Here is a 13,587-nt window from a genome sequence, read left to right on the forward strand (position 1 = left end):
TTTGGCCCGAGAACAGCCAGTCATGTTGGCGCGATTGGCCGGGATCTAGCTCGGGCCGGAAGGGGTAATCGTGGCATCGACGGCGTCGGCGCGGCTTGAGAAGTTCCAGATCGGCAGGGTTTTCAACAACACCTTCGCCGTGATCGACCGCAATCCCGGTCTGATGATTGCTTTGGCGGCGCTTTTCCTGGTCCTCCCAGCAGTTGCGCTCAATCTGTCGAACCACTGGAATGGCGGCCCCAGCGGCTACATCGCCACACCTCCACTCGGCGCGAAGTGGGTCATTATGAGCAGCTCGTTCTTATCGCTCGTTTTAAGCCTGATCTATTTCGTTTGCGCGCTGTTGTTCCAGTCCTCGCTGGTGCAAGCGACGATAGAGGACCTGAACGGCAAGCGCCCGGCGATCGGCGACTGCATCCAGATAGCCTTGCGCAGCATATTCCCGACGCTGGGGGTGGGGCTGATTGTCTTTTTGGCCATGATCCTTGGCCTCATCGTGATGGGCATCGCCGGAATGTTGGTGCCGATCTTCGGAGCGATCATTGCCTTCGTGGTGTTGCTCGTTGCCGGCATCAGGTGGCTGCTCGGCATATCGGTTTCCGTGCCGGTGCTGATGCAGGAGCGGCTTGGCATGTTTGGCGCGATGTCGCGCAGCCGTGCTCTGACAAAGGGCAGCCGCTGGCCGATGTTCGGTGTCTTGCTAATCCTGTGTTTGGCGGCGCTTGCCTTCCAGATGATGTTTGCCTTGCTGATCGGCCTGATTTTCGCTTTCTTCAGCGGCCTCTCGACGGTCGCCCTGATTTTCGGCGCTATCGGAAGCGTCCTTATCGCGACGGTCGTGTCCACGGTGGCATCGGTGGCCATTGCGGTCGCCTATGTTGAACTGCGCCAGGTTAGGGAAGGCACCAGCGTAGACGAACTGGCGGAGATTTTCTCTTAGAAGGCGAAGCCAACTCGGCTGGTCGGGCGGCGGGGATTTCAGTGACAACAGCTTGGCCCCGCCTCCGCGCTCGTCCGACACAGGCACGACGAGGTGATCGCCACATCCCGCGCGAGCTGGACATGGTCGAAGCAGCGTTTGGCCGCACGGTCTGCCTCGTCCTTGCCGTGCTCCTTCCAGGTGAGGTTGTAAAAAGGCTCGGCGGCATAGGCGATGCCCCAATACACGAAGGCGCAATCAGGATCGGTCTCCAGCGCCTTTTCGAAGCACTTTGTGTCTTCCTCATGGTTGAAGCCGTAGCACCAGTTCAGCCCGATATCGAACCAGCGCTGTGTTTCAGCCGAAGAGGTGGAGATGGGGCGGCGGTAGGTGCCGAGGTCGAAATGATCCATGCGTTCTCGTGCAAAATATCGCGGCCAAAGTCTATCAGGCCTTGAACTCAATGTTGGGGTGCTGACCTAGGTAAAGTGCGAAGCAATCTGTTCGACAGGGTCCTTGTCTGGGCGCACCAAAAGCCAGAAGATCAGCCCTGTAGCGCCACCGAGTATCCCTATGAAGGAGCATGCATAGAGAACTCCGCCGATTCCCAATGGAGGACTCCACTTAATGAGGCCGAAGACAAACGCTGGAACAAAAACTGCCAGAAAGCCAACGACGACGTATACCCAAAAAAACTGCCAGCGCCGTCGGGTGAGGACATAGAAGGCCGGAATTCCTACCATCGCCTCCACAACATAGAAAACAAGGGTTACGAAGATGAAGCCCGACAATGGCCCCGTCTCAGGGTGGTTCGCATGCCAATTGTAGCCGGGCAGGATCGCCGGAATAATGGGTGCAAGAATGAAAGCCCAACGGGCGCGCATGTGTATTCTCCGGAATGACGCGAGCCCACAGCGGCGCCTCGTCGACACACCAGACCGATCCACGATCGCCGCGTCAAGACAGACACCGTCGTAAATGCTCGGAGTGCGCTGCAGGTATCTACCTGAGCGACATACCGCTCAGGTGCCAGCCGGTATGCGGCGTCCCCGAAGGATCACCCCTCCAGCCACACCTTCTCAAAATGCTGCTCCAGCGACTGGTGCTGTTCGCAGCCCTGCACGCCTTTGCGATAGGTGCGGTAGACCGAGCGCCAGTAGGGCTGGATGATGATGCCGGCATCGCGCAGATTCTGCTCGATCCTGGCCATGATCTCCTTGCGCTGGGCGGCGTCCGGCGTTGCCAGCGCCTTGTCGAGAAGCGTGTCGAATTCCTTGTCGGCATAGGCGCTTTCGTTCCAGGCGGCGCCCGATTTGTAGGCGAGCGCCAACACCTGGACGCCGAGCGGGCGGCCCAGCCATTCGGTTGTGGAGAAGGGGTATTTGCTCCAGTCGTTCCAGAAGGTCGCGGCCGGCAGCACGGTGCGCTTCATCTTCAGGCCGGCCTCGCGCATCTGCGCGGCGATCGCATCGCCGGTGCTCTTTTGCCATTCGACGTCGACCGAGATCAACTCGAATTCGTGGTCCGTCTTGCCGGCCTCGGCGAGTAATTTCTTGGCCTGTTCCGTGTCGCGCTTGGCCGGGCCGATATCGGCAAATTCCGGGTGCATCGGGCCGACATGGTGATTGTCGGCAGGCTTGCCGCGGCCGCCGAGGCCGAGCGCCAGCACGGCCGAATTGTCGACCGCAAGCTGGGCGGCGCGGCGCACCTTGACGTCGTCATAGGGCGCGTTGCCGACATTGAAGCGGGCAACGATGGTCGAGCCGGTGGCGATCTCGGAATTCAACAAGCCCATTTGCTCGGTCTGCGACACGGCGTCGGACGCGGTCTCGTGGTCGGTGTCGATTTCGCCGGATTCGAACGCCGACAGCATGGCGTTGGGGTCGGAGCCGTAATCGACCCATTTGATGCCGTCGAGGTAGAAGTCGCCCTTCCACCAGGGCTTGTCCTTGCGCTTCACCTCCGCACTGGTCTCGGCATTCCAGCTGACCAGTTCGCAGGGGCCGGTGGTGATCGCCAGCGCCTTCATCGGATCGTCGCCGCCCTCATAGGTGCGATGCATGATCAGCGCGGGATAGTCGGCCATGCCGGCGATCAGCGAAATGTCGGGTTTCGGCAGATTGAGCTTTACGGTGAAGTCGTCGACCTTCTCGATGCCGCCATCGACCGGCTTCTTGGTGTCGGCATTGACCAGCGCGCCCATGCGCGCGGCGACCGAATTGCCGGCGACGGAAGCGTCGCACCAGCGGTTGAGATTGTGGATGACGTCGTCGGCGTTGAAGGTGTCGCCGTTCGACCAGGCGATGCCCTTGCGCACATGCAGCGTCAGCGTCCTGGCGTCGTCGCTGGTTTCCCAGCTTTCGAGCAGCCACGGCTCGAAGGTGAAGTCGCGGTTCCAGCGCACCAGATATTCGTTGCAGTGGCGCGCCACATTGGACATCTCGACACCGTCGAAGGTGCGCGGATCCTTGAAACCCTTGACGTTCATGGCGACGCGCAAGGTGCCGCCGCGCTTCGGCTCCTCTGCCCGGGCGGGCGACGCGCTGAGGCCGCCCAATGCCAGTGCTCCGGCCGCGCTGACGCCGAAGCCGGCCATGATGGCGAGATATTCGCGCCGGTTGACGCCGCCCTTTGTGAAATCTTGGGCGACGGGTTTGGCCTGCGGGTGCAAATTGCGGTCGGTCAGCATGAATTTCATCGTCGTTCCCTCTTTTGTTGGGCGCCCCGACGGTCCGCCTCCGCTGGGGCGGATGCGATCATCGGGCGCCGTTGCCTGAGCAGGTGATGATAAAGCGGGCCGACCCCGGGAAATGTTCTCTTTTCCGCAATTCTTGTGCGCCACTCCGCAGAGGTAGACGGCCAATCTCCCCCCTTGTGGGGGAGATGTCCGGCAGGACAGAGGGGGGCGCTGTCCCGCCATCCCGTCTGCCGACTGGAGTATCTTCACAGATAATCGTTGCGTTGATTTAGGATACTGAAGGGCCGCGATCCTTCGCGCCCCCCTCTGGCCTGCCGGCCATCTCCCCCACGAGGGGGGAGATCAGCGCTTCATCGTTCTTGCCGAGCACGGCGACGGCGGCGATGGCTGCAAGCGTGCACACGAACGCCTCGCCGGCGCGCTGAACACTTTTGCGGGCGCGCAGAAAACTGTGCACCAGCCGCGGCTCCTCATACCACCAGGCGCGGCCGCCGGCGGCAACGATGCGGTCGCGATAGGTCTCGCCGTCCGATGACAGCGGATCGCACTGGGCGGTGATGATGACAGTCGGCGGCAGGCCGGAGAAGTCATTGTCTTTCAGCGGAGAAAAAGTCGGGTCGTCGGGCGACTGTGCCGGGGCAGCGCGAATGGTGCGGTAGAACGCGATGTCGCGCAGCGTCAGCAACGGTGCCTCGGCATGTTCGACATAGGAGCCGGCACTCTCGTCGCCGCCGAGGCCGGGATAGATCAGCACCTGGCCGACCGCCCGGCGCAGGTGGCGGCGCGAGGCGTGCGCGACCGCGGCGGCAAGGTTGCCGCCGGCGCTTTCGCCAACGAGCACGATCGGCAGGTCCGTTGTCACCGCCGCCCATTCGAACACGGTCAGCGCGTCGTCGAAGGCGGCCGGGTGCGGATGCTCCGGCGCCAACCGGTAGTCGGCCGAGACAACGTCGAAACCGGTGCCGGCGCAGATCTCGGCGCAGATGTCGTCATGGCTGTCGAGCCCGCCAAGCACAAAGCCGCCGCCATGATAGTAGACGATGACGGCGCGCACGGGCTTGCCCGCCATCCGGTAGTAGCGAATCGGGATGGCGTGCCCTGCATCGGCGGCGATGATGCCGCCGCTGGCCGAAACCCCTTTGGGATAACCCTGATGGAAGGCGCGGCACATCGCATCATAGACCGACCTTTGCTCGGCGATCGGAAGTTCGGCGATTTCTGGCGGGAACCAGTCATTGACCAGGTCGATATACTCCCACAGCGCCGGATCGAGCAGGGTGGCGTATTTCCCCCGCCTGGCGATCTTGAGCTTGTGGACCGTGCCCATCTGTCAGAGCTCGCCGTAGAGCCGTTCGGCGTTTTCAAAGGTGAAGCGCAGCGGCACCGAGCCCTCGACCCGCCATGCATCGACGGTGTCGCCCGCCATCAGCCGGCACGCGTCTATCGTGTTGGTGACGGCGCCGCCATAGAGCCGGTTGGCAAGGTTGAGGATGGCGGTCTGGTGCATGGCGGCACTGCCGCTGCCGCAGGCATCCTTGACCAGAAGCACACGAAAGCCGGATGCGACCGCGTCCTTCACGGTGGCGTCGATGCAGGCCTCGGTCCAGACGCCGGCGACGATCAGCCATTCGATGCCGCGCGCCTTGAGTTCGGTTGCGCCAGGTCCGGCGCCGAAGGCGCTGGCCTGCGTTTTGACCAGCATCGTCTCGCCGGCCGCGGGCGCCACCTCATGGCAAATCTCCGTCAGCGGATCGGTCTTGTCGGAAAAGGCAGACTTGCCGTCGGCGTCGAGCGGATGGAACGGACGCGCCTTGGCGGTATCGACGACATAGGCCCAGTGATAGAGCGGCACGAAGTTGCGCCGCGCCGCCGCCTGCAGGCGCTGGACGTTGGCCAGCACCTCGCCAAAACCCTCGACCAGATAGCGCTTGTCCTGCCGATGCTCTTCCTGGAGGTCGATGAACGCCGCGGCGACCGTGCCGCGTTTGATGGAGATGGGGCTTTTCATGCGGATAGGCCTTGGTTCGCGACCAACGCCATTCCGTTCAGCGAAGTCGCGCAAACAGTGGTGATTGGCCGGTGCCTCCCCACCTTCGTCATCCACGGGCGAAGTAGGAGCGAAGCTCCGTCGCGGAGACCCGAGGATCCATGCCGTGACACTGGTCGGAGAGTGCGGCGGAGCAGAACTTGCACCGTTGGGGCGCGGATGAGTCCCGGCATGGATCCTAGGGTCTGCGCCGCGTCGCTGCGCTCCTTGCTTCGCCCTAGGATGACGAAGGCATAGCTGCCGCGACTATTCCCGAAGGTTTGCGATACCGCGCTGACGTTAGTGAGGGACGCTGCGATCAAACCTGCTTCTCCAGAAATTCATCCTCGTAGGGAAAGCGCGACAGAAGCTCGGTGCCGGTGTCGGTGATCAGGATCTCGTCCTCCAGCTTGACGCCCTCGCGGCCGCCTTTCTCGCCGATATAGCTTTCCACGCTCACCACCATGCCGGGCACGACAAAACCGTCGCGGCCATAGGTCTCATAGTCCATGGCATGCGCTATGAACGGCGTCTCGCCATGCATGCCGACGCCGTGCATCACCGAGGTATAGCGCTGGTCGACGAAACGGTCCGGGATTTTCCACGCCTTTTCGGCGATTTCGCGAAACGCCATGCCCGGCCTGACGATCGAAATGTTGTGCTGAACCTGGTCGTGCGCCATGCGGTAAAGCGATTTCTGATAGTCGGTCGGCTTGCCCGGCCCGCAGCGGAAGGTGCGCGAAAAATCGGAATAATAGCCATAGCAGCCGATCGTGTCGGTATCGAGCGCCAGAAGCTCGCCCGGCCGGATTTTGCGGCCGCTGGCCTCGTTGAACCACGGATTGGTGCGCTGGCCCGAGGTGAGCAACCGCGTCTCGATGAACTCGCCGCCCTGGCGGATCACCTCGCCATACATGATGGCGAACAGCTCGTTTTCGGAGACGCCGGGCTTGATCGCCTCGCGCACGGCATAAACAGCGGCTTCCGCGCCAGCCATCGATACCTGCAGGCATTTGACCTCCTCAGGCGTCTTGACCGCGCGCACCGCCAAAATCTCGCCCTGGCAATCCTTGACCTCGCAGCCGCGCTTTTCCAGCGCCAGCGCCTGCAAATGGCTGCAGCGGTCGAGCCCGAGCTTCATCGAGCCGCCGCCATGTTTCTTCAAAAGCTCGGCGATCTCGTCGGCGAAGGGGCCGGCGGTTTCGTCGTCGCGGCCCGACACCGAAGACCATACCAGCTTGGACGGGCGCGCCTCGTCGATCGTGTCGAGCACCATCGAGACATGGTAGCTCTGCGGGTATTCGAACAGCACGATCGGCCCGTCGGTGGGGATGAAGAAATAGCGCGTCGAGTTGCGCAGGAAATAGCCGAACATGTTGCGCGAGCCGGTGGCATAGCGCTGGTTGTAGGGGTCGAACAAAACGACGCCCCCATAGCCCGCCTCGCGCATCCAGCCGCGCAGTTTCGCCAGCCGACCCTTGCGCAGCGCGTCGGCATCGATGAAGGACGGCTCGGTGTCCGACAGCCACATGCCACCGGCCGAGTCGGCCGCGACCGGGTGGCGCATGCGGTCCTTGAAATCCACATCCTCGGTGCTGTCCGGGTCGAAAACGACGATGCTCATGGGTGCGCCTCCTGAAGGGCTAGACCATAGCCATGCGCCGAAAAATGTCTGTGCGAGAATCCGCAGATGTCGTGCGAAATGCCGCAAGAAGGGCATGGATACAAAGGGCAATGTTGCGATCCTTCGCCCCCCCTCTGTCCTGCCGGACATCTCCCCCACAAGGAGGGAGATTAGCAGCTTTCGCGTCCCGCTCGCCCTGCAACGTTGGTGATTGGCGAAAGCGGAGGCGACATCTGATCTCCCCCCGTGTGGGGGAGATGTCCGGCAGGACAGAGGGGGGCGCTGTCCCGCCAGCATCTCACCGCGTTAGCGCGCAGCGCCCTCTAATGCCGCCGCATCGCCTTCGGCGCGTGCCCATGCTCCTCGCGAAACGCTCGGGCAAAACTTGACATGGACGCGAAGCCGCAGGCCAGCGCCACGTCTCGCACCATCAGCGTCGAATGGGCCAACAGGTCGGCGGCGCGCCGTAGCCTGAGGCGCCGGTAATAGCCGTTGGGCGAAATGCTGAGCTCGGTGCGGAAATTGCGCTCCAGCTTGTCGGAGGAGACACCGAGCCTTGCCGCCAGCTCCGTCATGCCAAGCCGCTCTTCCACCGCATCCTCCATGATGGCGATGGCCGACAGCACCAGTTCGTTCTGGACGCCGGTGCGCAGCCTGAGCGGCATCAGCTTGCGGTCGACGCTCGAACGCAAGGGGCTGTGCACGAACCATTCGGCAACGCCCGCCGCGAGCTCGCCGCCATAATCGTTGGTGATGATCTCCAGCATCATGTCGAGGCTGCCGACGCCACCGGCCGAGGTGAAGCGTTTGCGGTCGATGACATAGAGATCGCGCCGAAGCTCGATATCCGGGAAGGCCTCCGTGAAGGCCGCCTGGCTGGTCCAGTGCAAGGTGCAAGCATGGCCGTCGAGCAAGCCGGCCCTGGCGAGGAAGAAGGCGGCGTCGGCCACCGCGCCGATATGGGCGCCGGCGCGCAGGCTCCTGCGGATCCAGGCAACCGCATCGTCCGCGACAAGCAAGTCCGCATTGCCGCCGGAGCAGACGACGATGCGGTCGACCTTCGGTGCGCTCGAGGCTGAGAATCCCGGTTGTATGACAACCCCATTGGACGCCTCGACCGTGCCCTGGTCGGCGCCGACGATCACCCAGCGGTAACAATCGCGCTTGGCCAGCACATTGGCGGCGCGCAGCGGCTCGATCACCGAACTGAACGCCATCATCGGAAAGCCGGGAAAGACCAGCACAGCGAAGGTGAGGGGACCTTCGCTCGCTGCGGGTTGCGCCCGGTCGTGTGTTTGGCTGGCACGGTCGGTATTCACAATTGTGTATTTCCTGGGAGCGTCATTGGTGGCAGACAGGAAATGTAACGGGCTTTTTGGCCCGCCGGCAATGGAGACGACGCCATGTTTGCGGCCCAGACCATCGACAGCACCGACAAGCCGGCCTTCTACCGCGAACTGGCCACCCAGTTGAAGGCGCTGCTGGAAGGCGAGAGCGACTCCGTCGCCAACGCCGCCAACACATCGGCGCTGATCTTCCAGATGGTGCCCGATCTCAACTGGGCCGGCTTCTATTTCCTGGCCTCCGACGAGGAGCTGGTGCTCGGACCGTTCCAGGGCAAGCCGGCCTGCGTGCGCATCGCCGTCGGCAAGGGCGTGTGCGGCACCGCCATCGATCTCGAAATGTCGATGCTGGTCAAGGATGTGCATGAATTTGCCGGCCACATCGCTTGCGACGCCGACTCGCGCTCGGAACTCGTCGTGCTGCTGAGGGACAATGACGGCGTCTTCGGCCTGATCGACCTCGACAGCCCGGCGCCCGGCCGCTTCGACAAGGACGACCAGGCGGGCATCGAGGCGCTTGCCGCGATCTATGTCGCGGCGAGTTCGTTCGAGGATTAAGCGAACTTCACCAGCATCAGGCTGAAGCAGCCGATGAACAGGAAGGCGCAGGAGGCGAGCGCCAGCGGGCGAAGGCCGCGCGAGCGCAGCTGCGAAATGTTGGCCTGCAGACCCATGGCGGCGAGCCCCATGGTCAGCATGATGGTGGTGGCGAACGCCATGGCCGACTTCACTTCGGCCGGCACGGCAACCAGGCTGTTCAGCGCCACGACGGCGATGAAAGCGGCGACGAACCACGGCATCGGCGGCCGCGCACCGGATTGGTCGCTTGGGCGATCGCCATTGCTCTTGCGGCGCGCCATCAGGCCGAGCGCGATGACCATCGGCGCCAGCAGGGCGACGCGGGTCAGCTTGGCGACGGTGGCGATCTCGCCGGACTGGGCGCCGTTCTGGAAGCCGGCGCCGATGACCTGTGCCACCTCGTGGATCGAGGCGCCGGCCCACAGGCCGAATGCGTGCTGGTCGAGGCCGAGCACCGGCGCCAGCAGCGGAAAGCCGAGCATGGCGACGGTGCCGAACAGCGTGATCGAGGCGACGGCATAAGTGACGTCCTCGTCGCGCGCATCGGTGACGATGTTGGTGGCAACGATCGCCGAAGCGCCGCAGATCGAGGTGCCGGCGGCAATCAGCTGCGCCAGCTTGGCGTCGACGCCGATCAGCCGGCCAAGCGTAATGGTGAAGACGAAGGTCGCTCCAAGGGTCAGCGCCACGATGCCGACGCCGCCGGCGCCGATGGAGACAACCTGGCCGAGCGTCAGCTGAAAGCCGAGCAGCACGATGGCAAAGCGCAGCAGGCGCTTCTGCGAGAATGCAATGCCGGCCTTGGCGTGGGCGGGCGTGCCGAGCACGTTGGAATAGATCATGCCGGCGACGACGGCGAGGATCATCGGGCTGAACAGCGCGAAGCCGGAGACATTATGGGCCGAGAAGGCCACCCCCGTGATCATCGCCACCAGCACGATCCCGGGGATGACGCCATTCCACACGGAACCGAGCCGCTTCCGGCCCACGGCCAGATCGGCGGAAATCATGCTGATCGGAATATCGTTCGCTAGCTGGGCGGCGGAAGACAATGCATTCTCCACGCAAGTACCTCAGGAGAATGTCATTCCAGAATCGATCTTTCCAACGAATTGTTTTTGTTGAAATGATCGATTTTTGTGAACGTTTAGGGCGGCCGAGGTCAGAATGAGAAAGAGCGGCCGGGCGAAACCTGGAGCCGCCCTAGATCATGATGAATTCCCTCACGATCTAACCCCACTTTTTGGGATCATGCCCTAGTATTTCATCCCAATTCGCGCGGCGATCGTATGGTCCTGGCTGTCGCCGTTGCTGCCGACCGCGGTGCTGTAGTTCAGCCCGAAGGCAATACCGCCGATTTGCGCATCGACGCCGAGCCCGATTGACAAATAGTCGTTGGAAAAGGCATCTGCGTCCAGCGCGTAGGGCGTGGTGCCGATATCGGCATAGCCGAGGCTGACGCGGCTGGAGCCGGCAAAGTCGTGCGTATACTCAAAGCGCGCGCGCGGTGTGAGCAGACCCCAGCTGGTAGGAATGTTGTTCTCGATGCGCAGGCCAAGGGTGCCCGACAGCGTGTCGACGGTCTGCTTGCCGAAGGTCAGATTATAGATGTCGCCACCCGTCTCGGTGAAGCCGTCAAGCGTGGAGTGGGACCCCGACAGACGTCCATAGGGTGATATCAGAGAGTCCGGCCGGCGAAATTCGTAGCCCGCCGTCAGCGACCCGAAGACCTGGCTTCCGTCGCGCGTTCCAGACGCGAAATCGCCGGTATCGGTCACATAGCGCTCACTGTCGAAATTGAGGGCGCCATAGCCGGCAAGGCCATCGACAAAAAAACTTGGCGCCGGGCGGTAGCTGCTATAGGCGGCGACCGAGATGGCATGGGCGCGGCTTTCGGTGCCGTTGCTCCCGACGTCGGTGACGTCATGGCCATAGCCAAACCCGAGACCGGCGGTGAAGGTCGGGGAAAAGCGGTAGTCGGCACCGACGCTCACGCCGACCAGCGTATGGTCGAGCTTGATGGCTCCATCGTCATCGGTGCCGAAATTGACGTAGCCGCCGCTCCAGAAGGCCAGTTCGCCAAATGGGTTCTCGGCCGGCAGTGACGACGTCTGGGTGTCCACGTCCGTGCCAGTTGAAGACTGTCCGGTCTTGATCGGCGACGCGCCGGTCGAAGTCCTGTCCTGCTTTGCGTTGGCGTTGGGCTGAATGCGCTCCGGATTGGGCGCTCCGTAAGTGGACTGCGACGATGCCGTGGCGATTGCGGCGAGCGCCGGATCGTTCGCCGCATTCTGCTGCTGAGCGTATGCGTCGGGATTGTCCGACGATTGCTGGACGGCAACGCTGAGGCCTATCGAATTGTGGCGCTGGTCGCCCTCATTGTGGAGCTGTTCCAGCCTCTGTCCAAATCCCTGGATCTGAATGTCGGCGAAGTGCTTTGCCGCCTCCACCTGTGCCCGAATCAGGCCGATCACTTCCGGATCGCGGGAGGGGTCGGGCCGTGCCGTGACGTTGATGGTCACGGTTGCCGGAGGTGACGTTCCGTCGGCATTCGAGAGCGTGTAGGTCAGGCTGGTTGTGCCGACAAAGGTGGCTGCCGCGGCAAACTGCAGGATATAAGCGCCGCCATCGGGCACAATGGAAGCCGTGCCCGCTTCGCTCGGCGGCGGCGAGGCAATCGTGGCGCTGGTAAACGGCCCATTCGTAGCCCCTTGCGTCAGGTCGAGGGACCCGGTCGTTCCGGCCATCACGTCCAGCGTGTGGTCCTGTGCCGACGGCAAGTGGATCTCGACGACCACAGTGTAGTCACGTTGGCCGGTAAAGCCGTTGCTGTCCGTGGCCCGCACCGTAAAATCGTAATTGGCCGCGACAGTGGGTGTGCCAGCCAGCGTACCTCCAGGCGAGAGCGCGAGGCCGGGAGGCACTGAGCCGGAAACCACGGTGAAGGTGTAGGGTGCGGCGCCGCCATTGGGGCTGCTTGCGGTGATGGTCTGGCTGTACGGCGTGCCAATATGTGCATTCGGCAATGTTGCCGGCGAAAACTCCACCGTCACCGTGGTGCAGGACAGGACAAGATTGGTCACGTCGGCTCCCGCCACCGTGCCCGAGGCCGTCGTGACCGTGCATGTCTGGTCGGCCGGCTTGGCAGTAACCTCAACGCTCCAGTTGGAGCCGGTCAGCAGGCCATCCGCAAAGGCAAAGGTGGTATCGCCGACATTCACGTCCCTGGTTTGCGTCCCTGCCGGCGAGCTTGATGTCAATTTCAAACTCACCGTCCCGGTCTGACCGCTCGCCGTGCCGCTGATCACATAGAGCGGCTCATCAAAACAGATCAATGCGGACCCATCGCCTGAATTGACGCCTTCCGCCACCGCAGCCGATTGCAGCGAGCCGGCATCCGATGATCCGCCGCCGCCGCCGCCGCCGGCGCCGTTCCAGTTCTGCTGGCACGAGGTCGTGCCGACGCCTGCGCCGCCACCACCGCCGCCGACAGTAGCCCCGCCACCGCCGCCACCAGCATATCCGGCGCCCAGGAAAGACCCTGAGAAATTTCGTGCAGTTCCGCCTTGGCCATTTGTCTGACCGGCCGTGCCAGGAAAACTATCGCACCCAGCGCCGATCGCGCCACCGGCACCTACAGTGCCACCTTCACCGCCAAAGGGGCCAAGGCCGCCCGAAACATCGGTTCCTGCCGAGCCGGACCCCCCGCTCTTGCCACCGGCGCCACCAGCTATCGAATTTGTAGTGTGCCAGCCCCCGTTGCCACCGCCGCCACCGCCGCCAGCAATTGCCAGGCGGGTTCCGCCCAGCCGCAGGTCGGTCGCCCCGCCACCATTGCCGCCGTCGGGAGTACCGCTCGCGCCACCGGGATTGACCGCGAGCGAGCCACGGCCGCCAACGCCGACAGAAAGGATGTCACCCGGCGCGACAGTCAAGGAACCGCTCACCTGGCCGCCGAGCCCGCCGGCGCCGCCTGGGCTCAATGGGCTGCCCCCGATGGTGCCGGCGCCGCTCTTGCCAACCCCGCCTTGCGCTCCCTTGAGGTATACTGTGGCGGAATGGGTGTTGCCAGGAACCGAGATGGACTGGTCGCCGCCAGTAAAGCTAAAAGCATGAGCTGTCTGTGTGGGACTACAAGACTGCCCGAGCGCTGACGTCGTGCCCGCGAGCGCGTAGACGACCGTCATCGCGCCTAACAAACGTGAGATTGTACGCTTTGCCAGCCCTCGATGCATGGCGCCCCCCCCGTCAGCCCGTCCAGTGCTTCTCCGCTTATATTATGATGCCAAGATTAGATCAAATAGAAATTTGAACCAATGGTAGGTTGAATGTCCAACAATATTAGCTGTTGCTGTTTTTTTTGTACGCGTACGAGAGCCCTACTCGACGGCGCAGCAG

The 13,587-nt window shown here is 63.1% G+C and carries 11 protein-coding genes; 2 read left to right on the plus strand and 9 right to left on the minus strand.

The annotated features are described in order from the left end of the window. Positions 1-70 precede the first annotated feature (70 nt). On the plus strand, positions 71-940 hold the full coding sequence (locus tag ACYG97_RS05520) for a hypothetical protein (RefSeq protein WP_023734195.1): 870 nt from the start codon (positions 71-73) through the stop codon (positions 938-940). 38 nt (positions 941-978) lie between these two features. On the opposite strand, the gene ACYG97_RS05525 is transcribed toward ACYG97_RS05520, so the two are convergent. The 7 genes from ACYG97_RS05525 to ACYG97_RS05555 form a co-directional block, all read right to left on the minus strand. Beyond that, positions 979-1,332, minus strand: a complete 354-nt coding sequence (locus tag ACYG97_RS05525; protein ID WP_023734194.1) for a hypothetical protein — start codon at positions 1,330-1,332, stop codon at positions 979-981. Positions 1,333-1,398: 66 nt separating this feature from the next. Further along, on the minus strand, positions 1,399-1,803 hold the full coding sequence (locus ACYG97_RS05530; protein WP_023705790.1) for a hypothetical protein: 405 nt from the start codon (positions 1,801-1,803) through the stop codon (positions 1,399-1,401). 173 nt (positions 1,804-1,976) lie between these two features. Next, complete coding sequence (locus ACYG97_RS05535) at positions 1,977-3,617, minus strand: ABC transporter substrate-binding protein (RefSeq protein WP_023734193.1); 1,641 nt, start codon at positions 3,615-3,617, stop codon at positions 1,977-1,979. Positions 3,618-3,885: 268 nt separating this feature from the next. Further along, on the minus strand, positions 3,886-4,944 hold the full coding sequence (locus ACYG97_RS05540) for an alpha/beta hydrolase (RefSeq protein WP_460221560.1): 1,059 nt from the start codon (positions 4,942-4,944) through the stop codon (positions 3,886-3,888). 3 nt (positions 4,945-4,947) lie between these two features. Beyond that, positions 4,948-5,625 (minus strand): isochorismatase family protein, encoded by a 678-nt coding sequence (locus ACYG97_RS05545; RefSeq protein ID WP_023734191.1) that lies wholly within the window; start codon positions 5,623-5,625, stop codon positions 4,948-4,950. Between the two features lie 337 nt (positions 5,626-5,962). Beyond that, on the minus strand, positions 5,963-7,267 hold the full coding sequence (locus tag ACYG97_RS05550) for a M24 family metallopeptidase (RefSeq protein ID WP_023734190.1): 1,305 nt from the start codon (positions 7,265-7,267) through the stop codon (positions 5,963-5,965). Between the two features lie 323 nt (positions 7,268-7,590). After that, entirely contained in the window at positions 7,591-8,487 is an 897-nt protein-coding gene (locus ACYG97_RS05555; RefSeq protein ID WP_352519331.1) for a GlxA family transcriptional regulator, read from the minus strand. A gap of 183 nt (positions 8,488-8,670) precedes the next feature. Here ACYG97_RS05555 and ACYG97_RS05560 point away from each other — a divergent pair, with 183 nt between their 5' ends. Further along, positions 8,671-9,168, plus strand: a complete 498-nt coding sequence (locus ACYG97_RS05560; protein ID WP_023698045.1) for a GAF domain-containing protein — start codon at positions 8,671-8,673, stop codon at positions 9,166-9,168. Here the strand turns inward: ACYG97_RS05560 and ACYG97_RS05565 are convergent. Both ACYG97_RS05565 and ACYG97_RS05570 read right to left on the minus strand, forming a co-directional pair. After that, on the minus strand, positions 9,165-10,199 hold the full coding sequence (locus ACYG97_RS05565; RefSeq protein WP_444848994.1) for a YeiH family protein: 1,035 nt from the start codon (positions 10,197-10,199) through the stop codon (positions 9,165-9,167). The two genes, ACYG97_RS05560 and ACYG97_RS05565, sit on opposite strands and share 4 nt — an antisense overlap. A gap of 246 nt (positions 10,200-10,445) precedes the next feature. Continuing rightward, entirely contained in the window at positions 10,446-13,172 is a 2,727-nt protein-coding gene (locus tag ACYG97_RS05570; RefSeq protein WP_460221561.1) for an autotransporter domain-containing protein, read from the minus strand. Positions 13,173-13,587: the final 415 nt, after the last annotated feature.

This window comes from Mesorhizobium sp. W067, assembly GCF_054719525.1.